Raw genomic sequence first — 24,056 nt, forward strand, 5'->3', positions numbered from 1 at the left:
GGTACACCCGTGCGCCGGCGCGCGCTCTGGTTAGAGTTAGCGCCATGACGATCACGACGCCACGGCCCTGGCTCGCGAGCTATGCCGAGGGCGTGCCGCACGACATCGAGGTGCCGGAGGGATCCCTCTACGACCTGGTCGAGGGCTCGGTCGCCGAGTTCGGCCAGAACGTCGCCCTCGAGTTCTTCGGGCGCACGACCACCTACGCCGGACTGGGCGACCAGATCCTCCGCGCCGCCGAGGGACTCCGCGTGCTCGGGGTGCAGAAGGGCGACACGGTGGCCCTCGTGCTGCCGAACTGCCCGCAGCACGTCGTCGCCTTCTACGCCGTGCTGCGCCTCGGCGCGATCGTGGTCGAACACAACCCGCTATACACGCCGCGCGAGCTGCGCCACCAGTTCGAGGACCACGGCGCGAAGTTCGCCATCGTCTGGAACAACGTGGTGGCGACGGTGCAGGCACTGCCCGAGGATGTCGCGGTCGACACGGTCGTGTCGGTCGACGTCACGAGGGCCATGCCCTTCACCACTCGGACGCTGCTGCGGCTGCCGATCGGGCGGGCGCGGGCCTCACGCTCGGCGCTCACGACCCCGGTGCGCGGCACCGTCACCTGGGAGAAGCTCCTCGAGAACTCTCCGGTCGACGGGCACATCGTTCGGCCGGGAGCCGCGGACGTCGCGGTCATCCAGTACACGAGCGGAACGACCGGCCTGCCCAAGGGTGCGACCCTCACCCACCGCAATCTCTCGACGAACGCCGCGCAGGCGCGCGCCTGGGTGCCGACCGTGCAACGCGGCACGTCGGTCGTGTATGCCGTTTTGCCCATGTTCCATGCCTACGGCCTCACGCTCTGCCTGACCTTCGCGATGAGCATGGGATCGCGGCTCGTGCTCTTCCCCAAGTTCGACCCCGCGCTCGTTCTCGCCGTCGTGAAGAAGCGTCCGGCCACCTTCCTGCCCGCCGTGCCGCCGATCTACGCGCGGCTCATGACGGCCGCGAAGGAGACGGGGGTGTCGCTTGCGGGGATCGAGATCGCGATCTCCGGAGCCATGCCGCTCCCGGCATCCGTCGTCGAGCCCTGGGAGGCTCAGACGGGCGGCTATCTCGTCGAGGGCTACGGCCTCTCCGAGACGAGCCCGGTGCTCATGGCCAATCCCGTCGGCCCGTCGAGGCGTGCGGGCACCGTGGGACTGCCGCTGCCGAACACCGAGGTGCGCGTGGTCGACCCCGAGCGGCCAACGGTGGACCGCGCACCCGGCGACGACGGCGAGCTCATCGTTCGCGGACCGCAGGTATTCTCCGGCTATTGGAAGAAACCGGATGAGACGGCCGCGGTCTTCGTGCCGGCGGCGGACGGAGACGACGCCGGGCCGTGGTTCCGCACCGGCGACATCGTGAGGATCGACGCCGACGGATTCGTGTCGATCGTCGACCGGATCAAGGAGCTCATCATCATCGGCGGCTTCAACGTCGCGCCGAGCGAGGTCGAGGACGCCCTGAGGGCGCATCCGGATGTTGCAGAGGTCGCGGTCGTCGGCCTGCCGAGCGCGCACAGCGGTGAGGATGTCGTCGCCGCGGTCGTGCTCGCGCCGGGCAAGGAACTCGACGAGAAGGCGATTCGCGACTACGCGCGCACGTGCCTCGCGGCGTACAAGGTGCCGAGGCGCATCGTCGCGGTCGAGGAGTTGCCTAAGTCCCTCATCGGCAAGGTGCTGCGTCGCGACGTGCGTGACAGGCTGCTTGCCGGCAACTGACCCTGGGAATTCGTCCCCGGAACGGGCACCCGGGAGAGTTTCGGCGACATCGGGATGAGCCCGAGCGATGCGACACGCCTGTCGCCGCCGAAGGCCCCGACCGTGTAGCACTCCCAGCCGATTCCGCCCGGTCCGAAGATCTCGAAGCGGGCGGATGCCCCTCGAGCTTCTGGCGCTTCGTAGGCGACCCACGCGATGCACGCCGCCTCGGCGGTGGATGACGCGACCGACACGGTCGTGAACACCCCGGGGAGCACGAGGCACGCGATCCCGACGATCACGACGAAGCGCATGACGAGCACGAGCCGCGGGCTGCGCAGCGGACGGCCGTCACCCGGCTCATAGCCGGCAAGCTCTGGGTGCTCGTTTTCTTCGGACATCACCCACCAGTGTGCCATTCGCCCCGCGATCCCGCGCGAGGCGAACGGCTTGTCAGCGCGTGACGGGGTCCGTCGCGTCGAGGAGGCCGAGTTCGTCGCGCCTCGGGTAGCCCTCCCAATCGCCATGGTTGAGGCACGCGAACGCCCCGGTGCGTACCGCGGTGTCCAGCCGCTGCGGCACGGGGAGTCCGGCGAGCCGCTCGGCCAGGTATCCGGCGACGAAGGCGTCGCCAGCGCCGACCGTGTCGACCGGGCGGATGCGGATCGCGTCCCGCTCGAACGGCACGCCGTCGACGAGGGCGATGGCGCCGAGTTCGCCGCGCTTGATGACCACTTCGCGCGGACCGAGTTCGGCGATCGCTCGGGCGAGGGCGAGCGGCCACCCGCCGGTCCCGTCGGCGTCCGGCACGAGCAGCCGTGCCTCGTCCTCTCCGGCGAACACGATCGTCGCCCTCGCCGCGAGCCGGCGATAGGCCGCCGAGGCGTCGCGCCCGGTCCACAGGGCGTCGCGGTGGTTCACGTCGAACGACACAGGCACGCCAGCGGCGACGGCGGCGTCCACGGCGGCATCGACGGCGGCCGACGCGGACGCGGAGAGCGCGGGAGTGATGCCGGTCACGTGCAGGAGCGCCGCCTCGGCGATGGCGACGCCGGCGACATCCGCGGGAGCCAACCGGCTGCCGGCGCTGCCCGCGCGGTAGTAGAGCACCCGCGTCGCATCGCTCGTGCGCCGCTCCTTGATCATGAGCCCGGTGGCGGCCGCCCCGTCGACGATCGCGCGGGCGTCGACCCCCTCGGCCATCAGCTCCCTGGTGATTCGCCGGCCGAGGGAATCCTCGCCGACCCGGCCGAGCCAGGTCACGGGCGCGCCGAGCCGCGCGAGACCGATCGCCACGTTGCTCTCCGCCCCGCCGATGCCGAGCCGAAAGTCCGAGACGAGGTCGATGCCGCCGAGGCTCGTCGCCCGGAACATGGCCATCGTCTCGCCGATGGTCACGACGCAGGAGGTCGTCACGATGGGATCCCGGCCACGAGCGCGCTCGCCTCGGCGCTCAGTCGTTGGATCGTCGTGAAGTCGCCGGCGCGGATGAGGTCGCGAGTGGCCATCCAGCTTCCGCTCACGGCGAGGATGGCGGGATGCGCGAGGTACTCGAGCGCGTTGCCGACGGTGACGCCTCCGCTCGGCACGAATCGCAGGCCGGGGAACGGCGCGGCGAGGCTCCGAATGGTCTCGAGCCCGCCGAGACGATCGGCCGGAAAGAACTTGACGGCGTCGAGGCCGGCGCGGATCGCACGCTGGATCTCGGTCGCCGTGGCGACGCCGGGCAGCACGGCGATGCCGTGATGCTGTGCGCGCTCGACGACCTCGTCGTCGAAACCGGGGCTCACGATGAATTCGGCACCGGCGTCGACGCACTGGTCGACCTGTTCGGCCGTGAGCACCGTCCCGGCTCCCACGACGAAGTCTTCGGCGCCGGCGACGGCCTCGATCGCGCGGAGGCCGGCCGGGGTCCGCAGGGTGATCTCCGCGCACCGGATGCCGCCGACAGACAGCGCGGCGGCCACCTCCGACGCGTAGGCGTCGTCGTCGATCACGATGACGGGCACGATCCGAATGCCGGCCAGAAGCTCGAGAACCCGCTCGCTCGTCATCGTCCGAGCCACCCTCCGTCGACGGGGAGCGTGATGCCCGAGACATAGTCGGAGGCGGGCGACGCGAGGAATACGGTGGCCCCGGCGAGATCGGACGCCCGGCCCCAGCGCCCAGCGGGTATGCGTTCGAGGATGCTGCGCGATCGGCCATCGTCGTCGCGCAACGCCCGGGTGTTGTCCGTCGCGATATAGCCGGGCGCGATCGCGTTCACATTCACGCCACGACTCGTCCATTCGTTCGCGAGTTCCTTGGTGAGGCCGGCGATGCCGGACTTCGCCGCCGTGTAGCCGGGAACGTTGATTCCGCCCTGGAAGCTCAAGAGCGATGCCGTGAAGATCACCTTTCCTCGGCCGCGTTCGAGCATCGAGCGGCCGACAGCCTGGGTGAGCAGGAACTGGCTCGTGAGGTCGACCTCGATCACCCGGTCCCACCACTCGATCGGGTGTTCGGCCGCCGGGGCGCGCTCGATCGTGCCGGCGTTATTGACGAGGATGTCGACGCGTTCGGCCGCGAGCCGGGCGGCGAGGTCGACGACGGCCGCCCGGTCGGAGAAGTCGGTCTGCAGTGCGGTGAAGGATCGACCGTGCGCGGTGACGGCGGCCTCGATCGTGCTCCCGGTCGGTTCGAGGGTGGCGCTCACCCCGATGATGTCGGCTCCGGCCTCGGCGAGGGCCTCCGCCATGGCGAAGCCGATTCCCCGCTTAGCCCCCGTGACGACGGCGGTGAGCCCGGTGAGGTCGAAGAGGCCGCTCATGCGCGCGCCTGCACGTCGACGAGGATCTTCATCGCGCGGCCGTTCTCGAGGTCGTCGAACGCCTGCTGGGTGCCCGTGAGCGGCACGATGCGGGTGATGAGCAGGTCGGCGGGGATGACGCCCCGCGACACGAGCTCGACGGCGGTCTCGAAGTCCACGCGCTGGTAGACGCGGGCGCCGAGGATGCTCAGTTCGCGCCAGAACACCCGCTGCAGGTTGATCTCCCGCGGGGTGGGGTGGATGGCGACGACGACGATCGTGCCGCGAACCTTGGCGAGGTCGGTGGCCCCGAGCACGGCGGCCGCGGCGCCGGAGACCTCGAAGACGACGTCGGCTCCCGCGCCGCCGGTCCACTCGGTGACCCACGCGACCTGGTCGGTCTCCCGCGGGTCGAGCGTCGCGAAGCCGAGGCTCTCGATCTGCGCGCGGCGCTTGGGGTCGAGTTCGATCACCACGACATCGCCGCCGAACTCGCGCGCGACCGTCGCGATGAGCACCCCGATGGGGCCGCCGCCGATCACGACGGCCTTCTGCCCGGGGGCGAGCTGCGACCGGCGCACGTCGTGCACGGCGACGGCGACGGGTTCGACGAGGGCCGCGTGGTCGAGCCGAACGGTGGCGGGGAGCGCCACGAGTACCTCGGCCGGCACGTTCCACAGGCCCTGGAGCGATCCGGGGGAGTCGATTCCGATGAAGTTCAGGTTCTGGCAGATGTGCTGGTTTCCGGCGAGGCACGCCGGGCAGGTGCCGTCCCACTCGAGCGGCATGACGGTCACCGGGTCCCCGGTCGACCAGCCGACGACACCGTCGCCGATCGAGGCGATGGTGCCGCTCATTTCGTGGCCGAACACGAGCGGGGTCTCGACCCGGGCATCCATATTGCCGTGCAGGATGTGCAGGTCGGTGCCGCACAGTCCCGTGTAGGCCACCCGGATCTGCACCTCACCCGCAGCGGGGGCGACGGCCTCTGCCTCGGTCACTTCGATGGTGTGGTCGCCCACGTAACTCGCAGTCAGCACTGACTCGGCCTCTCGTATTGATCTGATGATTTCACTCGCTGCACCCATTGTGCACCGCCTCCGCAGTTTTTGGCGAATGGATCCGCTGACAGCGCGTAGCGCCGTCTTGCGGCGGAGCGGCGAACTAACTAGCATTGAACAAACGATTGACCACTGGTGGTTGTGACCGCGAAACTTCCTTCTGGCACACCGCGACAGCGTGAACGAAAGAGAAGGTGAGGAACGATGCCTGCCGAGTTGATTCGACCTCTCGAGGGAATCCTGGTGCTCGACTTCAGCCAGTTTCTCGCCGGACCGGTCGCAGCGATGCGCCTCGCCGACCTCGGAGCGAGGGTCATCAAGATCGAGAGGCCGCAGGGCGGGGACATCGGCCGAACGCTCGCATTCGCCGGCCGGACCGCCGACGGAGACACGATCTCCTTTCATGCGATGAACCGCAACAAGGAGGGAATCACCGCCGACCTCAAGAACGCCGACGACCTCGACTACATCAGGCGGCTCGTCGCGCGGGCAGACGTCATCATCCAGAACTTCCGGCCGGGGGTAATGGAACGCATCGGCCTCGACTACGAGTCGGTGCGCGCGATCAATCCGGGCATTGTCTACGGCAGCGCGACCGGCTACGGCGATAGCGGACCGTGGAAAGATCGGCCGGGCCAGGATCTGCTCGCCCAGGCGGTCTCCGGACTGCCCTGGCTGAGCGGCTCCCGCGACGACGGCCCGGTGCCGGTCGGGGTGTCGATCGCCGACCACCTCATGAGCTGCCACATCGCGCAGGGCGTCACGGCACTCCTCGTGCGCCGGTTTCGCACCGGCGAGGGTGGGCACGCGCAAACGAGCCTGCTCGAGGCGATGCTCGACCTGCAGTTCGAACTGCTGAGCACGCACCTCAACGACCAGACGGTCACGGTCGAGCGCCACGGGGAGCACTCGGCGCACGCGTTCCTTTCCGCGCCGTACGGCACCTATCCCACGAGCGACGGCTACATCGCCCTCGCGATGAACCCGGTGACGAAGATCGGGGCGCTCCTCGGGCTGCCGGAGCTCGAGGCCCTCGTCGACCCGCAGAGCTGGTGGGACGACCAGGAGCGCATCGAGCAAGCGCTCGCCGCACGGTTCGCGACCGCCGACACAGACCACTGGCTCACGGTGCTCGATGCCGCGGACGTGTGGTGTGCGCCGGTGCTCACCCTCGAACAACTCGTCGAGCACGAGGGCTTCGCCGCGATCGCGATGACCCAGAGCGTGACTCGCGAGACAACCAACCTCGGTGAGGGGCCGGTCACCCTCACGACCACCCGAAGCCCCATCCGCATCGACGGTCACGTGCTGCGGAGCGCGGTGCCTGCGCCACTGCTCGGGCAGCACAACCGGTCGGTGCGCGACGAGTTCGCCCCGACCTCGGTCGCTCCGGCATCGGCGGCCCAGGCATCGGCGGCACAGTGATGGCACGCCAGTGACCACAATCCTCTACGGCATCACGTGGGAGCATGCCCGCGGGTACGGGAGCGTCGTCGCCGCGGCCGAGGCCTATCGGGCAGTGCGCCCGGATGTGGAGGTGCGGTGGGAGTTCCGCTCGCTGCAGGCGTTCGCCGACCATCCGATCGATCGGCTCGTCGAGGACTTCGATCTGCTCGTGATCGACCACCCGCACATCCCCATCGCCGCCGAGCAGGGGCTATTCGCGCGGCTCGACGGCCAGGGCTACGACGACGAGCTCGCGCTCCTCGCGACCCAATCGGTCGGACGATCGCACGAGAGCTACTCGCACGGCGGCCACCAGTACGGCCTCGCGACGGACGCGGCGGCCCAGGTGGCCGCCTTTCGCCCCGACCTCATCGCCGAGCCGCCGCGCGACTGGGAGGCCGTGCTCGCGCTCGCTCGGGAGGGGAGGGTGCTCTGGCCGACCAAACCGATCGACGCCTTCTCGAGCTTCGTGACGATCGCGGCGAACAGCGGAACCCCGCCGATGCGCGAGCCAGGGGTCTTCCTGACGCTCGAGACGGCCCTCCCCGTGCTCGAGCTCATGCGCGAGCTCGTCGCGCTCGTGCCGGCCGACAACCTCGGCTGGAATCCGATCCAGGCCGCCGACGCGCTCAGCGAAAGCGACCGCTGGGTCTACTCGCCCCTGCTGTTCGGCTACACAAACTACTCCCGCGCCGGGTTCCGGCCGAATCGGCTCAAATACGTCGACATCCCGGCCGGTGCGCAGGGTGTCGACGGCTCGCTGCTCGGCGGCGCCGGCATCGCGGTTTCGGCGCGAACGCGCCACCCGGACGAGGCCATCGCGCACGCGTTCTGGCTCGATTCGGCCGAAGTGCAGGAAGGCGTCTACTACGACGGCGGCGGCCAGCCCGGCAATGCCGTGGCGTGGGAGAGCGACCGTACCAACGCCGACTCGCTCGATTTCTTCCGCGGCACGCGCCGTACCCTCGAAGGTGCGTACCTCAGGCCCCGAGCCGCGCGCTACATCGAGCTTCAGGATGCCCTGTCGCCCCTCGTCACGCTCGCGCTCGCGGGCGGCCTGGACGATGCCCAACTCGTGAGCCGTCTGAACGACGGCGTCGCCGACTACCTCTTGGAGGACTGATGCAGACCGTCGACCGCTGGTTCGAAGACTACGAGATCGGCGAGACACGCCAGACCGTCGGGCGCACGATCACCGAGGCGGACATCGTGCTGCACGCCGGCCAGACGGGCGACTTCTTTCCTCACCACATGGACGCCGAGTGGGCCGCGACGCAGCCGTTCGGCCAGCGCATCGCGCACGGCACGCTCATCCTGTCCGTCGCGGTCGGCATGACCGCCGGCGAGATCAATCCGCAGGCCATGAGCTACGGCTACGACCGCATCCGCTTCATCCGGCCGGTCTTCATCGGCGACACCATCACGGTCACCGCGGAGATCAGCGAGGCGGTCGATGACCCGAAGCTTCCGGATGCCCGGGGTCACGTTCACGAGCGGGTGACGGTGCAGAACCAGCGCGGCGAAACCGTGCTCGCCCTCGTGCACCTGTACCTCGTCAACAAGCGATCCCGAGCGTAGCTGCGCGTTCTACACTGGGCAAATGGCAACCCCGGGCGCATGGCAACCCTGAGCGATGTGGCCGAGCTCGCCGGGGTCTCCATCTCGGCGGTCTCCCGCGTCCTGAGTAATGCGCCGAGCGCGCGAGTGAGCGCTGAGACCCGGCAGCGCATCCACGACGCTGCCCGCGAGCTCGACTACCGGCCCAACTTCGCCGCACGTGCGCTCAAGTTCTCGCGCACGAATGTCGTCGCGCTCGTCGTTCCCGACCTCACGAACGCGATCTTCACCGAGCTCATGCGCGGCGTGGAGGAGGAAGCCCACGCGAACGGCTACATGGTGCTGCTCGCGCGCGCGGAGGGGATGCCGCCCGGCGAGGAATCCATCCCCCGGCTCATCGGAGAGGGCAGGGTCGACGGCGTCCTCGTGCAGGTCGGGGATAACATGCGCCCGGAGGACCTCACGACCCTGCTCGGCGGCAGGGTGCCTGCCGTGCTCATCAACTCGACCCACCGCGGGCACGTCGGATCGGTGGCCCTCGAAGACGAACGCGCCGCCCGCATCGCCGTCGAACACCTCGTGGGACTCGGCCACACCCGCATCGGCCTCCTCAACGGCATACCGCACACCGACACCGCGGTGCGCCGCGGAATCGGCTTCCGTGCGGCGATGGAAGACGCCGGGCTCGCGATCGACGACGACCTCGTCACGACGCTCGGCTACGAACCTCGCCAGGGCCGCGAGGCCCTTCGCGAACTCGCCGCGCTGCCCGAGCGGCCGACGGCAGTCGTCGTGGCCAATGTCAACGCCGCGCTCGGCGCGCTGCTCGAGGCGCGCGTGCTCGGCATCCGGGTGCCGGAAGATCTCTCGATCGTCGCGATCCACGACGCCTGGACCGCTGAGACGACATGGCCCCCTCTCACGACGGTGCGAATGCCGCTCTACGAGCTGGGGCGCCACGCGATGAAAGCCATCTTCGAGCGGATCACGGAGGGCAAGGTCGAGGACGTCGTAGTCACCGATCCGCCGCCCGAGCTCATCATTCGCGGGTCGACCGCCTCGCCCCGGAGCGTATAGAGCCGACCAATTAGGGTGGATTTCGCATCGCACGCCCATATTTGGCGTTAAGTCGCCAAATACATCTAATGTTTAGCCTATGATTGCCGGAGACGGCGAAAGGATAGGCAATGCGGATTCGCGCGACGAAGCGCGGGCTCCCACTCACCGAACTCGGTCTCGGGGTGGCGCAGTTCGGCAACCTCTACCGGGAGACCACAGACGCCGATTCGACGGCGGCCGTCGACACGGCGTGGGAATCCGGCATCCGGTATTTCGACACGGCACCGCACTACGGACTCGGGTTGTCCGAGCGTCGGCTCGGCGCGGCCCTCGCCTCCCGCCCGCGCGACGAGTTCGTCGTCTCGTCCAAGGTGGGTCGGGTTCTGGAACCGAGCCCCGAGACCGCCCACCTCACCGATGGAGAGGGTTTCGTCGTTCCCGCCAGCCTCAAGCGGGTGTGGGACTTCAGCCGCGACGGCATCCTTCGCTCGGTCGAGGCGACCCTCAAACGTACCGGGCTGGACCGCATCGACGTGCTCTACCTGCATGACCCGGACGACCATTGGGCCGAGGCGTCCACGACGGGCATCGGCGCGCTCATCGAGCTGCGTGAGCAGGGACTCGTTCGGGCCGTCGGCGCCGGAATGAACCAATCGGCCGCGCTCGCCGAGCTCATCCGGGTGGCCGACATCGACCTGGTGATGGTGGCCGGTCGCTTCACGCTTCTCGAGCAGGGCGCGCTCGACGATCTCCTTCCGATCGCAAGCGAGCGCGGGGTGGGTGTTGTCGTCGCCGGCGTCTACAACTCAGGACTGCTCAGTCGCGATCGGCCGGCGTCCGACGCGAAGTACAACTACGAACAGGCGCCGGCCGAGGTCATCGCTCGCGCCACGCGCATCGCGGAGATCTGCGAGAGCCACGGCGTGACCCTGCCCGCCGCCGCGCTCGCCTACCCGCTCCTGCACCCGGCCGTCGTCTCGGTCGTCGTCGGCGCCCGCGACCCGCGCCAGGTCGCCGGGAGCGTCGAGCGTTATCTCACCCCGATTCCCGAGGAGCTCTGGAGCGACCTGCGTTCCGCGGGACTCCTGCCCACCTCGTTCCTGACAGGAAGACACCGATGACCACCATCACCGCAGTGACCACGCACGACGTGCGGTTTCCCACCTCCCTGAGCATGGACGGCTCGGATGCGATGAACAAGGACGGCGACTACTCCGCCGCTTACGTCGTGATCCACACCGACGATCCGGAGCTCAAGGGCTACGGATTCACGTTTACGATCGGGCGGGGCAACGACCTCTGCGTCGAAGCGGCCCGCCAGCGCGGAATCCCTCTCGTCGGCAAGTCCGTCGAGCACTCGGTGGCGGACCTCGGGGCAGTTTACCGGGAGCTCCAGGGCGACTCGCAGTTGCGCTGGCTCGGGCCGGAGAAGGGCGTCGTGCACCTCGCCCTCGCGGCGGTGATGAACGCGATGTGGGATCTCGCGGCGCGGGTCGCCGGCAAGCCGCTGTGGCGGCTGCTCGTCGACATGACGCCTGAGCAGCTCGTGGACGCGGCCGACCTCAGGTACCTCTCGGACGCGATCACGCGCGACGAGGCCGTCGCGATGCTCACCGAGCTGGCGCCGACGCGCGGTGACCGCATCGCCGAGCTCACCGAATCCGGCTACCCCTGCTACACCACGAGCGCCGGCTGGCTCGGCTACAGCGACGAAAAGCTCCGCCGCCTTCTTCGGGAGGCCGTGGATGAGGGCTACCGCCACGTCAAGCTCAAGGTCGGCGCCAATCGCGCGGACGACTACCGACGCCTCGCCATCGCTCGCGAGGTGATCGGCTGGGACGCCAACCTCATGATCGACGCGAACCAGGTCTGGGACGTGCCGGAGGCGATCGAGTGGATCGGCGAGCTCGCCGAGTTCAAGCCGCTCTGGATCGAGGAGCCGACGAGCCCGGACGACGTGCTCGGTCACGCCGCGATCCGCAAGGCGGTGTCGCCGATCGGCGTCGCCACCGGCGAGCACGGCATGAACCGCGTGCTCTTCAAGCAGATGTTCCAGGCCGAGGCGATCGACTACTGCCAGCTCGACTCGGCGCGACTCGGCAGCGTCAACGAGATTCTTGCCGTGTACTTCATGGCGAAGAAGTTCGGCGTTCCGGTCTGCCCGCACGCCGGCGGGGTCGGGCTGTGCGAGCTCGTGCAGCACCTGTCGATCTTCGACTACGTCGCCGTCTCCGGCAGCCTCGACGGCCGCGTCACCGAATTCGTCGACCACTTGCACGAGCACTTCGTCGAGCCGTGCGTCGTCGAAAACGGCGCGTACCTTCTTCCGACCGCCCCCGGCTACAGCGCAGAGATGTTCGAGTCGTCCGTCGCCGAGTTCAGCTTTCCGAACGGTGGCTACTGGTCCTCGTCGATCACCGGCTGATCCTGAATGGAATCCTCCACCACGAGGAGGTGGTGGCCCATGAGCAGCCGCGCGCGATCGGGCTGCCTGGCCTCGAGGGCGTGCAGAATGGCGAGGTGCTCCCTGTGGGCGGTGAGCACCTGCCCCTGCCGGTGCAGGCCGAGCCAGATCCTGGCCCGCATCGTGCGGTTGGCGAGCGCGTCAATGAGCGCGGCGAGTGCCGCGTTGTCCGCGGCCTCCGCGACGATCCGGTGGAAGGCGACGTCGGCTTCCATGATGGCTTCGTGGTCGGTGATCTTCTCGGCGAGCACGAGCGGCTCGACGGCGGCAAGGGTCTCTGCGGCCTTCGCCAGCTGCTCGTCGGAGATGTAGAGCGCGGCGCGCGATGCGGCCTCGGACTCGAGCACGCGGCGCACGCCGTGCAGGTCGTGCCGGTGCTCCGGGGTCTGCAGGTCGACCATGAACCCCATGGGGGCGAGCAGGAGCTTGGAGTCGAGCGACGTCACGTAGGTGCCGTCGCCCTGGCGGGTTTCGAGCACGCCCATGATGCACAGGGCGCGAACGCCCTCGCGCAGCGATCCGCGCGAGACTCCGAGCGACACCGCGAGGTCTTTCTCGATCGGCAGGCGCGAGCCAGGGCCCAGTTGGCCGCTCGTGATCATGCGCTTGACGCCCTGCAAGACGACGTCGGTCTGGGAGCCTCCGGTCGCGGTGTGCGCGACATCCGGCTCGGTGTCAGGCGCAGCGGTACTCATGGGCACATTCTACGGCGGGCCCGCTCGGGCTCGAGGAGGAGCGGTCATGGCGCTTAATCATCTGATCAATATGGCACGAAGTGACCAAGAACGGTACGGTTTAACCCTCTAACTCCATACATCGGATGAAATCGTGATCCGATGACAGGCCCAGCTCAATGACGAGGACAGTGCGATGAACGAATCCCCAGCCGCCGAGACCTCATTCAGCGTGGTGGGCGTGCGGCCAGTGCTGCTCTCGGCTCGCTACGCGCCGGGCGACGAACTGACGTGGGTCGGCGGCACGATCGTCTCGTGGGATGCCGCGCTCGTCGAGGTCACGCTCTCCGACGGCACGACGGGGGTTGGCGAGGCCGGCGCCGGAATCATGGCGGCGGTCGCCGTGCCGGGCATCGTCGAGGCGTTCGCCCCGTACCTCCTCGATCACGACTTCGGGCATCCTCTTGAGGTCGCCGATCACCTGAGGGCGTACACCGCGTTCTGGTCGCGGGGCGGGATTCTGGGCGGGGTCGCCGGCGCGATCGAGACCGCGTGCCTTGACGCCGTCGGCAAGCGCAACGGCGTGCCGGCGTACGACCTGCTCGGTGGCGCCCGGCGCTCGACCATCGAGGCATACGCGAGTGGGGGACTCGGCACGACCTTCGACGAGATCGCCGAGTGGGCATCCGCGCAGGTCGCGACCGGGTTCGGCACGGTCAAGTTCCGCGCCATGCGTGACCCTGACACGACCATCGCGCTCCTCGAACACGTCGTGTCCCGGCTGCCGGCCGGCACCCGGTTCGTCATCGACGCCGTTCAGGCATGCGCCTCGTCGCCGTGGGCGGTCGACGACGCCATTCGTGTGGGAGAGGTCGCCGCGCGACTCGGCGCCCGATGGTTCGAGGAACCTTGCCAGGCGGACGATCTTCGGGGCTTCGCGCGCGTGCGCGGCGCGCTCTCCGTGCCCATCTCGGGAGTCGAGTCGAGCGGCACGGTGCGCGAGTTCGCCGAGCTCATCGCCGCTGGAGGCATCGACATCGCCCAGCCGGACGTCAGCTTCGTCGGTGGTCCCCTGGCCTTTTCCCGAGTGGCCGGCCTCGCCCACTCGGCCGGGCTCGCGTGCGTGCCGCACGTGTGGGGGAGCGGCGTCACCTTCTCGGCCAACCTGCACACCGTGCTCGCCGAGCCCCACGTCGAGCTCTTCGAGTTCTGCACGCTCCCCAATCCGCTGCGGGACGCTCTCCTCGTGGACCCGGTGCGGTTCGAGCACGGGGCCATCCACGCGCCGACGTCGCCGGGCCTCGGCATAGCGCTCACGCCCGAGCTCGAACGCGAATTCGTCTTCGTCGCTGGCGGTGGCCATGTCATCCGTTGACAACGGCGAGCGGGGCTTCGTGCCGGAGCCCGGGGACGAGAGGCTCACCTCGGCGATCCTGAGCGACTCTCTCGACGCGGCCGGCCTGCGCGAGCAGGTGTTGCAGCGACGACTCGAACCGCTCGTCGCCGGATCGCGGGCCTTCGGACGCGCCGTGACGGCGCAGTTCGCCCCGTCGCTCGACGCCGACCTCGACGACCCGTACCGGGACGCAATCGACTTCATAGATTCGATCGGAGCCGGCCAGATCGTGGTGATCGCCACCGATGAGAGCAACGAGTCGGCCTTCTGGGGCGAGCTCTTCAGCGCGGCCGCGATCGGCGCAGGTGCCGTCGGCGTCGTCACCGACGGCAATCTTCGCGACACGGACAAGATCGCCGGCCTCGGCTTTGCCGCCTTCTCCCGGTCGCGACGTCCCATCGACTACCGCGGCCGCATGCGCGTGGTGGCGACGAACAGCGCCGTGACTGTCGCGGGGGTGGTGATCCGGCCGGGAGACCTCGTCATGGCGGATGATGACGGAGTAGTCGTCGTGCCACGATCGAGTGAGACGCGCGTGCTTGCGCTCGCCCGGGAGAGGGCGAGTCGCGAGTCGACCGTGCTTCAGGAGCTGCTCGCCGGCGATTCGCTGCGCGAGGTCTGGAACAGGCACCGGGTGTTGTAAGCGCACTGCTCACGCCCGTGAGGAATGGAGGAGCCTGATGGCTCGAGAAATCATTGACGCACACCAGCATGTCTGGGACCCCGCGCGGGCGGCCTACGACTGGCTAGGGCCCGAACTCGCCCCCATCGACCGGGCGATCGGGTTCGACGAGTTGCGTCCGTCGCTCACACGCGCCGGCGTGACCTCGACGGTGCTCGTGCAATCGGCGGACAATGCCGAAGACACCGAACTCATGGTCGAGGTCGCCGCGGCCAATCCGGAGATCGCGGCCATTGTCGCCTTCGTTCCCCTCGACCGTCCGGACGACGCCGAGCGCGACCTCACCGAGCTGCGCCGCAATCCGCTTGTCGTCGGAGTGCGCAACCTCATTCACACCAGGGCCGACCCGGATTGGCTGCTGCGGCCGGAGGTCGACGCCGGTCTCGGGGTGCTCGAGCGGGCCGGTGTGACCTTCGATTTCGTGGCGGTGCTGCCACGGCACCTCGAGCTCGTTCCGATCATCTCCGAGAGACACCCGGACCTGCGCATCGTGATCGACCACCTCGCCAAGCCGCCGATCGGGCTTGACTCCCGCGAGCCGTGGTGGCGGCTCATCGCCGAAGCCGCGAGCAACCCTATGGTCTACGCCAAGGTGAGCGGACTCTACTCGGCGACGCCGGATGCCGCGGCCTGGACGCCCGAGAGCGTTCGTCCCTTCTTCCTGCACGCGTGCGACACCTTTGGAACCGATCGGCTCATGTACGGCGGAGACTGGCCGATCTCACTCCTCGCCGGTGGGTACGACCGGGTGTGGGACGGCCTCTCCGTGTTGTTCGACGAGCTCGACCCGGCCGACCGCGACCGCGTGCTCGCCGGCACGGCCACGGAGTTCTACGGCCTCTCCGCGCGCGACCGGAGTCCGCAATCCGCTCTCTCGACCGAATAATCCAATCACTAGCCTCGGTTCGAGGGTATTTTGCCCCTTTTGTCACGATTTGACCTAAATTATGACTCAATTCATCCGATCTATAGTACGATGAGGCTCGCGAGATCCAGCAGGAAGTACAGTGATCAAACGTTTGCTGCACCGCGAAAATTGGTATAACGTTTGAGCACGAGCGGCGGGATCCGCGCAACGCACCACGCGACAGTTACCCCAAGGCGTGCTGTCGGCGCCTCAACATCACAAGGAGTGTCAATGAAGACAAAGAGGTTCTTGTCGGCGAGTACGGCTGTGGCGACTCTCGTCATTGCGGGACTCGCCCTATCGGGCTGTTCCAACGGCGGATCAAGCACAGGAGGCACCCAGACGGACTCGGGTGGAAAGATCACCGTGTGGGTCGACCCGCCGCGTGTGCCGGCGGCTGACGCGTTCAAGAAGGCGCACCCCGAGATTCCCATCAACATCGTGCAGATCGACGGCACGGTCGGCGGCAAGACGGTGCAGCAGCAGTTCGCACAGTTCGACGCGGCGAAGAAGGGATGGCCTGATGCCATCTTCTTCCCGTCCAACGACGACATCGCGTGGGCGACATCCGCCAAGAGCAACTATGCTGCCGACGTGGGAAAGCTCATGCCAGACGTGGTGAGCGGCTACGACCCGGCTGTGCTCTCGATGTGCGACATCGGCGGGGCCACCCGCTGCCTCCGCAACGACGCGGCGCCCGACGTGTTCTGGTACAACGCCAAGTTCTTCAAGGACAACGGCTACACGCTCCCGACCACGTGGGAGGAGTACGCCACGCTCGGTGCGAAGATCGCCAAGGAGCACCCGGGCATGATCAGCGGGTTCACCGGCGACGCCTACGCCCCCGACCGCTACCTCTGGGCCGCGGACTGCTCGACCAACGACACGGTGTCCGGCACCAAGGTGCTCATCAACCTCGATGACCCCAAGTGCCAGCGGGCCAAGGATCTGCTCACGACGCTGTACGACGGCAAGGCCCTGTCGACATCCGGCATCTTCGACGCCGACGCGGCGAAGGTCGGACCGAACCTCGTCATGAGCCCCGGCGCCGTGTGGTGGGGCGACTACCTGTTCAACCAGACGTGGAAGATCCCGGCCGGGCAGATGCAGGCGACCACCCCGCTCAAGTGGAAGGGCGAATCCAAGCCGTCCACGGGTGACGAGGGCGGCGGATTGTGGGGCCTCTCGTCGCACATCACCGGCAAGCAACTCAAGAACGCCGAGGTGTTCATGAAGTTCGTCGTAAGCGACCCTGCCTGGCAGGTCGACCTGTCGACGGGTCTGCCGGCCTACAAGGCGGTTCAGGATGCCTGGATCGCCAAGCAGTCGGCGGCGAGCTACTACGCGGACACGGCGGCGACGTTCGCGTCGTTCAAGCCGGCGATCAGCGCGGTGCCGAGCGGCCACAAGTACCAGCTATACAGCACCGGAAGCGTCTGGACCGAGACGGTGGCTCCGGCCCTCGTCGCGGGCAAGAGTTTCGCTGACGCGTGGACCGCCTTCGGAACCGACCTCAATAACCAGGCGAAGTCGCAGGGTTACACGGTGGTCACCTCGAAGTAACCACCGGAATCTGAGCAGTCGGGGGGTGTGGGCGCCTGTGGCCCCGCACCCCCTGACGTGTCACAGTTGGCTCAGCTGACCAAGTACCACCAGACCACCCGCCAGTCGCTCCGAGGATGCAGCACATGACTTTTGGAACCGCCGTTCGCCCCGTCGCCCCCGCGCCGACGCACGAGCGTCATCGCACCGCCGGAGGGCGTCGACGACTGCTCCGCAGAATCGAAACCCGGGGTGCGTGGACGCTCCTCGCGCCCTACATCGTCTTGCTCATGATCGCCGGGATCATCCCGATCGTGTACGCGATCTTCGTGAGCCTGCAGAAGACGCCGACCAACCTCGAGCCGAATCTCACGGGCTTCGGCGGTTTCGACAGCTTCGTCACGGCGTTTACCGACTACCGCTTCACCCAGACCTTCATCAACATCTTCTCGGTGCTCGTCATCTGGTTGCCGCTCATGATCGTCGGCATCGTCGGTCTCGCGCTGCTCGTTCATGCGAGCCCGGGCCGGTTCGGCAACTCGATGCGATTCATCTACTACATCCCTGGGGCACTCACCGGAGTAGCCAACCTCATGCTCTGGGTCTACCTGCTCAACCCCACCCAGTCGCCGATCGCCGGACTCTGGCACACCCTCGGCTTCGGAACCATCAAGGCGGTGGTGGCGACACCTGGCACGCTCCCGATCATCCTCACGGCGATGCTTTTTTTCCAAGGCATCGGCACGTGGGTCGTCATCGTCAACGGTGGTCTCAATGGAATCCCGGAGGAGATCTTCGAAGCCGCGAGCATCGATGGCGCGAACGCGTGGCACCTGGCCTGGCGCATCAAGCTCCCGCTCATCCGGCCCTGGATCGGATACGCCGCGCTCATGAACCTGGCGTACGGATTCCAGCTCTTTCTCGAACCATATTTGCTCGACCAGGTGGCGGGAGGGGCGCTGCCCGACCAGTACACCCCGACCCAGCTGGGGTTCTGGTTCGCGTTCTCAAACGCCAACTTCCCGGCCGCCGCTGCGATGTCGCTCGTGGTGCTCGTGATCACACTCGCGATCGGTCTCATCATCGTGTTCCGCAGCGGTCTGTTCGGCGAGGAGGAGAAGTAATGGCACGCAGGGCGGTTCTCGACCACGAGACGCACGACGTCGTTGGCAGCAAGCAATGGACGGTCGGTCGCATCGCGCGCATCGCGACGATGAGCTTCGTGGCGGTGCTCTTCATGTTTCCCATCATCGGCTTCGTGGCGGTGGCGTTCCGCAGCAACGACGCCGTGGCGAGCGGATCGGACGGCTTCCTCGGCCTCGGCGGGGTGTCGATCCAGAACGCCATCTACAGCTGGAGCCAGGTCATGGGTTTCGGCGGTGCGGACAACCGCGGTGTCTTCCTGCAGTGGATGGGCAACTCGCTCTTCGTTTCGGTGGGCGGGGCGCTCCTCGCGGTGCTCGCGGCGATCCCGGCCGGCTACGCTCTCGCGCGGCTGCGCTTCCGGTTTCGGCGCACCGTGCTCGTGATCACCCTCCTGACGATGGTCATGCCCAACACCGTGCTCGTGATCCCGCTTTTTCTCGAGGTCAACGCGGTCGGCGCGGTCGGCCAGCTGTGGCCGGTGCTCGTGATCATGGGTTTCTTCCCCTTCGGCGTCTACCTGTCGTACATCCACTTCATGACGACGATGCCGCCCGAACTCGTGGAGGCCGCCCGCATCGACGGTCTCGGGGAGGTGGCGATCTTCTTCCGGGTGGCGACGCCGATCTCGCGCCAGGCGATCGCCCTCGTGGCCTTCTTCTCCTTCGTTGCCAACTGGACGAACTTCTTCCTCCCGCTAGCGCTCCTCACCTCCAACTTCAACAACAAGACGGTGTCCATCGGCATCCAGGACCTCATCGGGTCGAGCCCGCTCTTCAACCCGACGACCGCCGCCGGCCTCGACGTGAAGCTGTACATGCCGCAGCTGGCCCTCGCGACGTTCGTCACGATGCTCCCGCTGCTCGTCGTCTTCATCGGGGCGCAGCGTTTTCTCATGCGCGGCCAGACTGTCGGCGCGGTCAAGGGCTGATAGCGAAGCGACCATGACGGAATCATTCGCCGAGTTCCACCCGGCCGAGGCATACACGCTCGAGCCGCCGACGAACCCGCGCCCGATCGTGATCCTCGGCGCCGGCGGCATCGTGAAGGATGCCCATCTGCCCGCCTATCGCAAGGCAGGCTTCCCGGTGTTCGGCATCTACAATCGCACGATCGCCCGCGCGCAGGCCCTCGCGGACGAGTTCGGCGTCGAGCGCGTGTTCGGCTCGGTCGCCGATGCGGTTGCCGCGGCGCCCGCAGACGCGGTGTTCGACATCGCCCTCATGCCGGAGCAGTACCTTGACGTGCTCGAGGCGCTCCCCGACGGCGCACCGGTGCTCATCCAGAAGCCCCTCGGCCAGGACCTCGCCGCCGGTCGCGCGTTGCTCGAGGTCTGCCACCGCAAGGGGCTCGTCGCCGCGGTCAACACGCAATTGCGATTCGCGCCGTACGTGGCGGTGGCTCGCGCGCTGCTCGCGTCCGGCGGAATCGGGGAGCTCTACGACCTCGAGATCCGCGTTTCGGTCGACACGCCCTGGCACCAGTTCCCGCACGTCTTCGGGCTCGACCGGCTCGAGATCAACATGCACAGCGTGCACTACCTCGACCTCGTGCGCTCGTTCCTCGGCGACCCGACCGGCGTGAGCGCCGTGACGGAGCCGCATCCTCTCAAGCACGACATCGCCAACACGCGATCGAATATCATCCTCCGCTACGACGGCCGCCCCATCCGTGTCGTCGTCAGCACCAACCACGACCACGCGTTCGGGCCCAAGTACGAGGAGAGCTTCATCAAGTGGGAGGGCACCAAGGGGGCGATCCGCGCCCAGATGGGCCTGCTGCTCGACTACCCGACGGGAGGGGAGGACCGGCTCGAGTACCAGCTGCTCGCCGAGAAAGACAGGGGTTGGCGCCCGCTCCCGTTCGACGGGTCCTGGTTTCCCGACGCTTTCATCGGCTCAATGGGCGCGCTCCAGCGCTTCGTCGATGGCTCGGTGTCCGAGCTCCCGACGAGCGTCGACGATGTCTTCCGAACGATGGCGGTCGTCGAGGCCGCCTACGAGTCGCAGCGGCGCGAGGGCATCGTGCCGCAGTACGATCCAGCCTGACCCCTCCCGCTCTGACCATGCGTCCGGGCACGAACCGTCAACCGCCGAGCACAACCAAGGAGTTCAATGACACTGGCACGATTGGGCGCGATTGGAACCGAGATTCCGGTCATCCAGCGCGACGGAAGAAGCTTCGACCTCTCCGCGCTCACGACGGACATCGACGGGGCATTCCTCGCGAGCGACGGCATCGCCAGGGCGCGTGCCGCCCTCGATGCCGGGTCGCTGACGGAGATCGCGGATGCCGCTGCCTTGCGCGTGGGGGCCCCCATCGCCCGCCCGGGCAAGATCGTCTGCATCGGCCTCAACTATCGCGATCACGCGGAAGAGACGCACGCGGCGATCCCGGCGGAACCAGTCGTGTTCATGAAGGACCCGTCAACGATCGTCGGACCCTTCGACGAGGTTCTCATTCCACGCAGGTCGGTGAAGACCGATTGGGAGGTCGAGCTCGGCATCGTCATCGGCGAGACGGCTCGCTACCTCGACTCGCCCGAGGACGCCGACGCCCACATCGCCGGCTACGTGCTCTCGCACGACGTGTCCGAGCGCGAGTTCCAGCTCGAGCGCGGCGGCCAGTGGGACAAGGGCAAGAGCTGCGAGACGTTCAACCCGCTCGGCCCGGTGCTCGTCGCCGCCGACGAGGTGGCCGACCCGCAGGCGCTCGGCCTGCGGCTGTGGGTGAACGGCGCCCTTCGGCAGAACGGAACGACCGCGAACATGATCTTCGGCATCCGGCACGTCGTCTGGTACCTCAGCCAGTTCATGGTGCTGAACCCCGGCGACCTCATCAACACGGGCACGCCGGCCGGGGTCGCCCTCGGCCTGCCCGGTAAACCATACCTCCGCGCCGGCGACGTGGTGGAACTCGAGATCGACGGCCTCGGCCGTGCCCGACAGGAACTGGTTCAGGCATGAGTGAATTCGACGGACTCGTCGCGGTCGTCACGGGCGGGGCATCCGGAATCGGCCTCGCGACCGCTCGCTCGCTCGCCGAGCGGGGAGCGACCGTCGCGGTGCTCGACCTCGCACCAGACGGCATCCCGACTCCCCTCGAAGGGTTCGTGGCCGACGTCTCCGATCGGACGTCGGTGCAGGCTGCGATCGCGGCGGTCGGCGAGCGGTTCGGCCGCATCGACATCGTGATCAACAACGCAGGCATCAGCGCGGTCGGCACCGTGGAAGACAACGACGACGCCGAGTGGGCCCGCGTGCTCGACATCAACGTCGTGGGCATGGCCCGCGTGTCGGCCGCCGCCCTGCCGTGGCTGCGGAAGTCGCCGTGCGCCGCGATCGTCAACGTGTGCTCGATCGCCGCGCTCAACGGCCTGCCGCAGCGTGCCATCTACGGCGCGTCGAAGGGGGCGGTGCTCGCCCTGACCTTCGCGATGGCGACGGATCACGTGCGGGAGGGAATCCGGGTCAATTGCGTGAGTCCCGGCACGGTCGCGACGCCGTTCGTCGACCGGATGCTCGCCAAGTTCGACGATCCGGTGGCCGAGCGAGCGGCCCTCGACGCCCGCCAGGCGACCGGTCGCATGGTGACGCCCGAGGAGGTCGCCGGCGCGATCCTCTACCTCGCGAGCCCGCTCTCCGCCTCCACGACGGGTACCGCCCTCGAGGTGGACGGCGGCGTGCACAACCTGCGCGTGCGCCCCGTCACGCCAGCCGGCTAAGGAGAAATCGATGAAGCGCATCGCCTCGGTGATCGGCCTCCCGGCCGAGAGCATCGAAGAGTACGAGCGGTTGCACGCCGCTGTCTGGCCCGGCGTGCTCGCCAGACTCACCGCGAGCAACGTGACCAATTACTCCATCTACCGGCACGGCGAACTGCTGATCTCGTACATGGAGTACGTCGGAGACGATCTCGAGGCCGACATGGCCGCGATCGCCGCAGACCCGACGACGCAGGAGTGGTGGGCGCTGTGCGAACCGCTCCAGCGCCCCCTGCCCGATCGTGCAGAGGGCGACTGGTGGAAAGTGCTGCCCGAGGTGTTCCACCTCGACTGAGCAGCCTTCCCCTTTCCCTTCCTGCGTTTTCAGAACCGTCAGAGTCAGTGGCTGCTGCCGGCGGACTCGATCTCCGTGCGGTCGCCGCTCCAGAGCGTGTGGAAGGTGCCCTCGGCATCCACTCGCTTGTAGGTGTGCGCACCGAAGAAGTCGCGCTGTCCCTGCACGAGAGCCGCGGGCAGGCGCTCCGAGGCGAGCGAGTCGTAGTAGCTGAGCGCCGAGCCGAAGCCGGGAAGCGGGATGCCGGAGAGGGCGGCCGTGGAGACGACGCGGCGCCAGGCAGCCTCGCCCTCCTTCACCGCGTTGGCGAAGTACGGGTCGACGAGCAGGGTCGGCAGGCTCGCATCGTTCGCGTACGCCTCGACGATGCGATTGAGGAACTGGGCGCGGATGATGCAGCCGCCGCGCCAGATCGTTGCGATCGCGCCCTTGTCGATGTTCCAGTCGTACTTCTCGGCGCCGGCGATGATCGCGTCGAAGCCCTGCGCGTACGCGACGACCTTGGAGGCGTAGAGCGCGGCGCGCACGTCGTCTTCGAAGGCCGTGCCCTCGCCGATCACGGCGATCTCGGGGCGCGCGTCGATGCTCTTCTGCACGGCCGCGCGCTGCTCGGGGTGGCTCGAAACGGCTCGGGCGAACACGGCCTCCGCGATGCCGCCGACCGGAACGCCGAGGTCAAGCGCATTCTGAACGGTCCAGACTCCGGTGCCCTTCGAGCCGGCCTGGTCGAGCACGATATCGACGAACGGCTTGCCCGTCTTCGCGTCGACCTGCTTGAGCACCTCGGCGGTGATCTCGATGAGGTACGACTCGAGGTCGCCCGAGTTCCACTCGGTGAACACGTCGGCGATCGCGGCCGGCGAGTGGCCGGACACGTTGCGAAGGAGGTCGTAGGCCTCGGCGATGAGCTGCATGTCGGCGTATTCGATGCCGTTGTGGATCATCTTGACGAAATGGCCGGCGCCATCGGTGCCGACGTGGGTGACGCACGGCACGCCGTCGACGACCGCGGCGATGGATTCGAGGATCGGGCCGAGGGTCAGATAGGCCTCGGCTGAGCCGCCGGGCATGATGCTCGGTCCCTTGAGCGCGCCCTCCTCGCCGCCGGAGATGCCAGCTCCGACGAAGTTGAGGTTCTTCTCGCGGAGGTTCTTCTCGCGGCGGATCGTGTCCGTGAACAGGGCGTTGCCACCGTCGACGATGATGTCGCCCGGTTCGAACACGGCGGCGAGTTGGTCGATCACGGCATCCGTGCCGGCCCCGGCCTGCACCATGATGATGGCCGTGCGCGGCTTGCTGAGCGAGGCGGCGAACTCCTCGATCGTGGTCGACGGCACAAACCCGGCCTCGGGGTGCTCGGAGACGAGCAGGTCGGTGCGCTCGTACGAGCGGTTGTACACGGCCACGGTGTTGCCTTCGCGGCTCGCGAGGTTGCGTGCGAGGTTCGACCCCATCACGGCGAGTCCGACTACGCCGATGTTTGCCTGTACCACGATGGATCTCCTTGACTCGAGTGCGGCGGGAACGCCTCATATAGGCTACCGGC

The 24,056-nt window shown here is 67.9% G+C and carries 23 protein-coding genes; 17 read left to right on the forward strand and 6 right to left on the reverse strand.

Going from position 1 to position 24,056, the window contains the following annotated elements; all coding sequences use genetic code 11:
• Positions 1-44: 44 nt before the first annotated feature.
• Complete coding sequence (locus VIM54_RS05345; protein ID WP_331899736.1) at positions 45-1,754, forward strand: long-chain-fatty-acid--CoA ligase; 1,710 nt, start codon at positions 45-47, stop codon at positions 1,752-1,754.
• 432 nt (positions 1,755-2,186) lie between these two features.
• Here VIM54_RS05345 and VIM54_RS05350 read toward each other — a convergent pair whose 3' ends face one another.
• The 4 genes from VIM54_RS05350 to VIM54_RS05365 are packed head-to-tail and all read right to left on the reverse strand — an operon-like array spanning position 2,187 to position 5,561.
• A complete protein-coding gene (locus tag VIM54_RS05350) occupies positions 2,187-3,149 on the reverse strand; it encodes a sugar kinase (RefSeq protein WP_331899737.1) in 963 nt (320 codons plus the stop codon).
• Positions 3,146-3,787 (reverse strand): bifunctional 4-hydroxy-2-oxoglutarate aldolase/2-dehydro-3-deoxy-phosphogluconate aldolase, encoded by a 642-nt coding sequence (locus VIM54_RS05355; RefSeq protein ID WP_331899738.1) that lies wholly within the window; start codon positions 3,785-3,787, stop codon positions 3,146-3,148. The genes VIM54_RS05350 and VIM54_RS05355 overlap by 4 nt, the downstream gene beginning before the upstream one ends.
• Positions 3,784-4,542 (reverse strand): SDR family oxidoreductase, encoded by a 759-nt coding sequence (locus tag VIM54_RS05360; protein WP_331899739.1) that lies wholly within the window; start codon positions 4,540-4,542, stop codon positions 3,784-3,786. Before VIM54_RS05360 ends, VIM54_RS05355 begins: the two co-directional genes overlap by 4 nt.
• Positions 4,539-5,561 carry a zinc-dependent alcohol dehydrogenase gene (locus VIM54_RS05365; protein WP_331899740.1) on the reverse strand — a complete coding sequence of 341 codons (1,023 nt, stop codon included), beginning with the start codon at positions 5,559-5,561 and terminating at the stop codon, positions 4,539-4,541. The genes VIM54_RS05360 and VIM54_RS05365 overlap by 4 nt, the downstream gene beginning before the upstream one ends.
• A gap of 225 nt (positions 5,562-5,786) precedes the next feature.
• Here VIM54_RS05365 and VIM54_RS05370 point away from each other — a divergent pair, with 225 nt between their 5' ends.
• The 6 genes from VIM54_RS05370 to VIM54_RS05395 all read left to right on the forward strand — a co-directional run bounded on the left by VIM54_RS05370 (position 5,787) and on the right by VIM54_RS05395 (position 12,069).
• On the forward strand, positions 5,787-7,007 hold the full coding sequence (locus VIM54_RS05370) for a CaiB/BaiF CoA-transferase family protein (RefSeq protein ID WP_331899741.1): 1,221 nt from the start codon (positions 5,787-5,789) through the stop codon (positions 7,005-7,007).
• Positions 7,008-7,017: 10 nt separating this feature from the next.
• On the forward strand, positions 7,018-8,151 hold the full coding sequence (locus VIM54_RS05375; protein ID WP_331899742.1) for an extracellular solute-binding protein: 1,134 nt from the start codon (positions 7,018-7,020) through the stop codon (positions 8,149-8,151).
• On the forward strand, positions 8,151-8,606 hold the full coding sequence (locus tag VIM54_RS05380) for a MaoC family dehydratase (RefSeq protein WP_331899743.1): 456 nt from the start codon (positions 8,151-8,153) through the stop codon (positions 8,604-8,606). Before VIM54_RS05375 ends, VIM54_RS05380 begins: the two co-directional genes overlap by 1 nt.
• Before the next feature lie 39 nt (positions 8,607-8,645).
• Positions 8,646-9,662, forward strand: coding sequence for a LacI family DNA-binding transcriptional regulator (locus tag VIM54_RS05385; protein ID WP_331899744.1), 1,017 nt, complete (start codon positions 8,646-8,648; stop codon positions 9,660-9,662).
• A 110-nt stretch (positions 9,663-9,772) separates the two neighbouring features.
• Entirely contained in the window at positions 9,773-10,765 is a 993-nt protein-coding gene (locus VIM54_RS05390) for an aldo/keto reductase (protein ID WP_331899745.1), read from the forward strand.
• Positions 10,762-12,069: an L-fuconate dehydratase gene (locus tag VIM54_RS05395; protein ID WP_331899746.1), complete on the forward strand. Its 1,308-nt coding sequence runs from the start codon at positions 10,762-10,764 to the stop codon at positions 12,067-12,069. The genes VIM54_RS05390 and VIM54_RS05395 overlap by 4 nt, the downstream gene beginning before the upstream one ends.
• Here VIM54_RS05395 and VIM54_RS05400 read toward each other — a convergent pair.
• Entirely contained in the window at positions 12,042-12,803 is a 762-nt protein-coding gene (locus tag VIM54_RS05400) for a FadR/GntR family transcriptional regulator (RefSeq protein WP_331899747.1), read from the reverse strand. The two genes, VIM54_RS05395 and VIM54_RS05400, sit on opposite strands and share 28 nt — an antisense overlap.
• A gap of 175 nt (positions 12,804-12,978) precedes the next feature.
• Between VIM54_RS05400 and VIM54_RS05405 the strand changes: the two genes are divergently transcribed.
• From VIM54_RS05405 to VIM54_RS05450, 10 genes are all read left to right on the forward strand, one after another.
• The gene (locus VIM54_RS05405) at positions 12,979-14,157 is read left to right on the forward strand and encodes a mandelate racemase/muconate lactonizing enzyme family protein (protein ID WP_331899748.1); all 1,179 of its coding nucleotides are present in this window, start codon (positions 12,979-12,981) and stop codon (positions 14,155-14,157) included.
• A complete protein-coding gene (locus VIM54_RS05410) occupies positions 14,144-14,821 on the forward strand; it encodes an RraA family protein (protein ID WP_331899749.1) in 678 nt (225 codons plus the stop codon). The genes VIM54_RS05405 and VIM54_RS05410 overlap by 14 nt, the downstream gene beginning before the upstream one ends.
• A 37-nt stretch (positions 14,822-14,858) precedes the next feature.
• Positions 14,859-15,746 carry an amidohydrolase family protein gene (locus VIM54_RS05415; protein ID WP_331899750.1) on the forward strand — a complete coding sequence of 296 codons (888 nt, stop codon included), beginning with the start codon at positions 14,859-14,861 and terminating at the stop codon, positions 15,744-15,746.
• A 387-nt stretch (positions 15,747-16,133) separates the two neighbouring features.
• Positions 16,134-17,330: an ABC transporter substrate-binding protein gene (locus VIM54_RS05420; RefSeq protein ID WP_331899751.1), complete on the forward strand. Its 1,197-nt coding sequence runs from the start codon at positions 16,134-16,136 to the stop codon at positions 17,328-17,330.
• 125 nt (positions 17,331-17,455) lie between these two features.
• The gene (locus VIM54_RS05425; RefSeq protein WP_331899752.1) at positions 17,456-18,433 is read left to right on the forward strand and encodes a sugar ABC transporter permease; all 978 of its coding nucleotides are present in this window, start codon (positions 17,456-17,458) and stop codon (positions 18,431-18,433) included.
• Positions 18,433-19,383, forward strand: coding sequence for a carbohydrate ABC transporter permease (locus VIM54_RS05430; RefSeq protein WP_331899753.1), 951 nt, complete (start codon positions 18,433-18,435; stop codon positions 19,381-19,383). Before VIM54_RS05425 ends, VIM54_RS05430 begins: the two co-directional genes overlap by 1 nt.
• Before the next feature lie 13 nt (positions 19,384-19,396).
• The gene (locus VIM54_RS05435) at positions 19,397-20,500 is read left to right on the forward strand and encodes a Gfo/Idh/MocA family oxidoreductase (RefSeq protein WP_331899754.1); all 1,104 of its coding nucleotides are present in this window, start codon (positions 19,397-19,399) and stop codon (positions 20,498-20,500) included.
• A gap of 66 nt (positions 20,501-20,566) precedes the next feature.
• Positions 20,567-21,418, forward strand: coding sequence for a fumarylacetoacetate hydrolase family protein (locus tag VIM54_RS05440; RefSeq protein ID WP_331899755.1), 852 nt, complete (start codon positions 20,567-20,569; stop codon positions 21,416-21,418).
• Complete coding sequence (locus VIM54_RS05445) at positions 21,415-22,176, forward strand: SDR family oxidoreductase (protein WP_331899756.1); 762 nt, start codon at positions 21,415-21,417, stop codon at positions 22,174-22,176. Before VIM54_RS05440 ends, VIM54_RS05445 begins: the two co-directional genes overlap by 4 nt.
• Before the next feature lie 10 nt (positions 22,177-22,186).
• Positions 22,187-22,510, forward strand: coding sequence for an L-rhamnose mutarotase (locus VIM54_RS05450; RefSeq protein WP_331899757.1), 324 nt, complete (start codon positions 22,187-22,189; stop codon positions 22,508-22,510).
• Between the two features lie 44 nt (positions 22,511-22,554).
• On the opposite strand, the gene gndA is transcribed toward VIM54_RS05450, so the two are convergent.
• Positions 22,555-24,003 (reverse strand): NADP-dependent phosphogluconate dehydrogenase, encoded by a 1,449-nt coding sequence (gene gndA, locus VIM54_RS05455; protein ID WP_331899758.1) that lies wholly within the window; start codon positions 24,001-24,003, stop codon positions 22,555-22,557.
• Positions 24,004-24,056: the final 53 nt, after the last annotated feature.

The sequence above is a fragment of the Lacisediminihabitans sp. genome, from assembly GCF_036569425.1.
GTDB lineage: Bacteria > Actinomycetota > Actinomycetes > Actinomycetales > Microbacteriaceae > Lacisediminihabitans.

Bases quoted from the DNA above. Each gene is read 5' to 3' on its own strand.
- VIM54_RS05345 (WP_331899736.1), top strand. From the start codon at position 45: ATGACGATCACGACGCCACGGCCCTGGCTCGCGAGCTATGCCGAGGGC.
- VIM54_RS05355 (WP_331899738.1), bottom strand. From the start codon at position 3,787: ATGACGAGCGAGCGGGTTCTCGAGCTTCTGGCCGGCATTCGGATCGTG.
- VIM54_RS05360 (WP_331899739.1), bottom strand. From the start codon at position 4,542: ATGAGCGGCCTCTTCGACCTCACCGGGCTCACCGCCGTCGTCACGGGG.
- VIM54_RS05370 (WP_331899741.1), top strand. From the start codon at position 5,787: ATGCCTGCCGAGTTGATTCGACCTCTCGAGGGAATCCTGGTGCTCGAC.
- VIM54_RS05380 (WP_331899743.1), top strand. From the start codon at position 8,151: ATGCAGACCGTCGACCGCTGGTTCGAAGACTACGAGATCGGCGAGACA.
- VIM54_RS05385 (WP_331899744.1), top strand. From the start codon at position 8,646: ATGGCAACCCTGAGCGATGTGGCCGAGCTCGCCGGGGTCTCCATCTCG.
- VIM54_RS05390 (WP_331899745.1), top strand. From the start codon at position 9,773: ATGCGGATTCGCGCGACGAAGCGCGGGCTCCCACTCACCGAACTCGGT.
- VIM54_RS05395 (WP_331899746.1), top strand. From the start codon at position 10,762: ATGACCACCATCACCGCAGTGACCACGCACGACGTGCGGTTTCCCACC.
- VIM54_RS05400 (WP_331899747.1), bottom strand. From the start codon at position 12,803: ATGAGTACCGCTGCGCCTGACACCGAGCCGGATGTCGCGCACACCGCG.
- VIM54_RS05405 (WP_331899748.1), top strand. From the start codon at position 12,979: ATGAACGAATCCCCAGCCGCCGAGACCTCATTCAGCGTGGTGGGCGTG.
- VIM54_RS05410 (WP_331899749.1), top strand. From the start codon at position 14,144: ATGTCATCCGTTGACAACGGCGAGCGGGGCTTCGTGCCGGAGCCCGGG.
- VIM54_RS05415 (WP_331899750.1), top strand. From the start codon at position 14,859: ATGGCTCGAGAAATCATTGACGCACACCAGCATGTCTGGGACCCCGCG.
- VIM54_RS05425 (WP_331899752.1), top strand. From the start codon at position 17,456: ATGACTTTTGGAACCGCCGTTCGCCCCGTCGCCCCCGCGCCGACGCAC.
- VIM54_RS05430 (WP_331899753.1), top strand. From the start codon at position 18,433: ATGGCACGCAGGGCGGTTCTCGACCACGAGACGCACGACGTCGTTGGC.
- VIM54_RS05435 (WP_331899754.1), top strand. From the start codon at position 19,397: ATGACGGAATCATTCGCCGAGTTCCACCCGGCCGAGGCATACACGCTC.
- VIM54_RS05440 (WP_331899755.1), top strand. From the start codon at position 20,567: ATGACACTGGCACGATTGGGCGCGATTGGAACCGAGATTCCGGTCATC.
- VIM54_RS05445 (WP_331899756.1), top strand. From the start codon at position 21,415: ATGAGTGAATTCGACGGACTCGTCGCGGTCGTCACGGGCGGGGCATCC.
- VIM54_RS05450 (WP_331899757.1), top strand. From the start codon at position 22,187: ATGAAGCGCATCGCCTCGGTGATCGGCCTCCCGGCCGAGAGCATCGAA.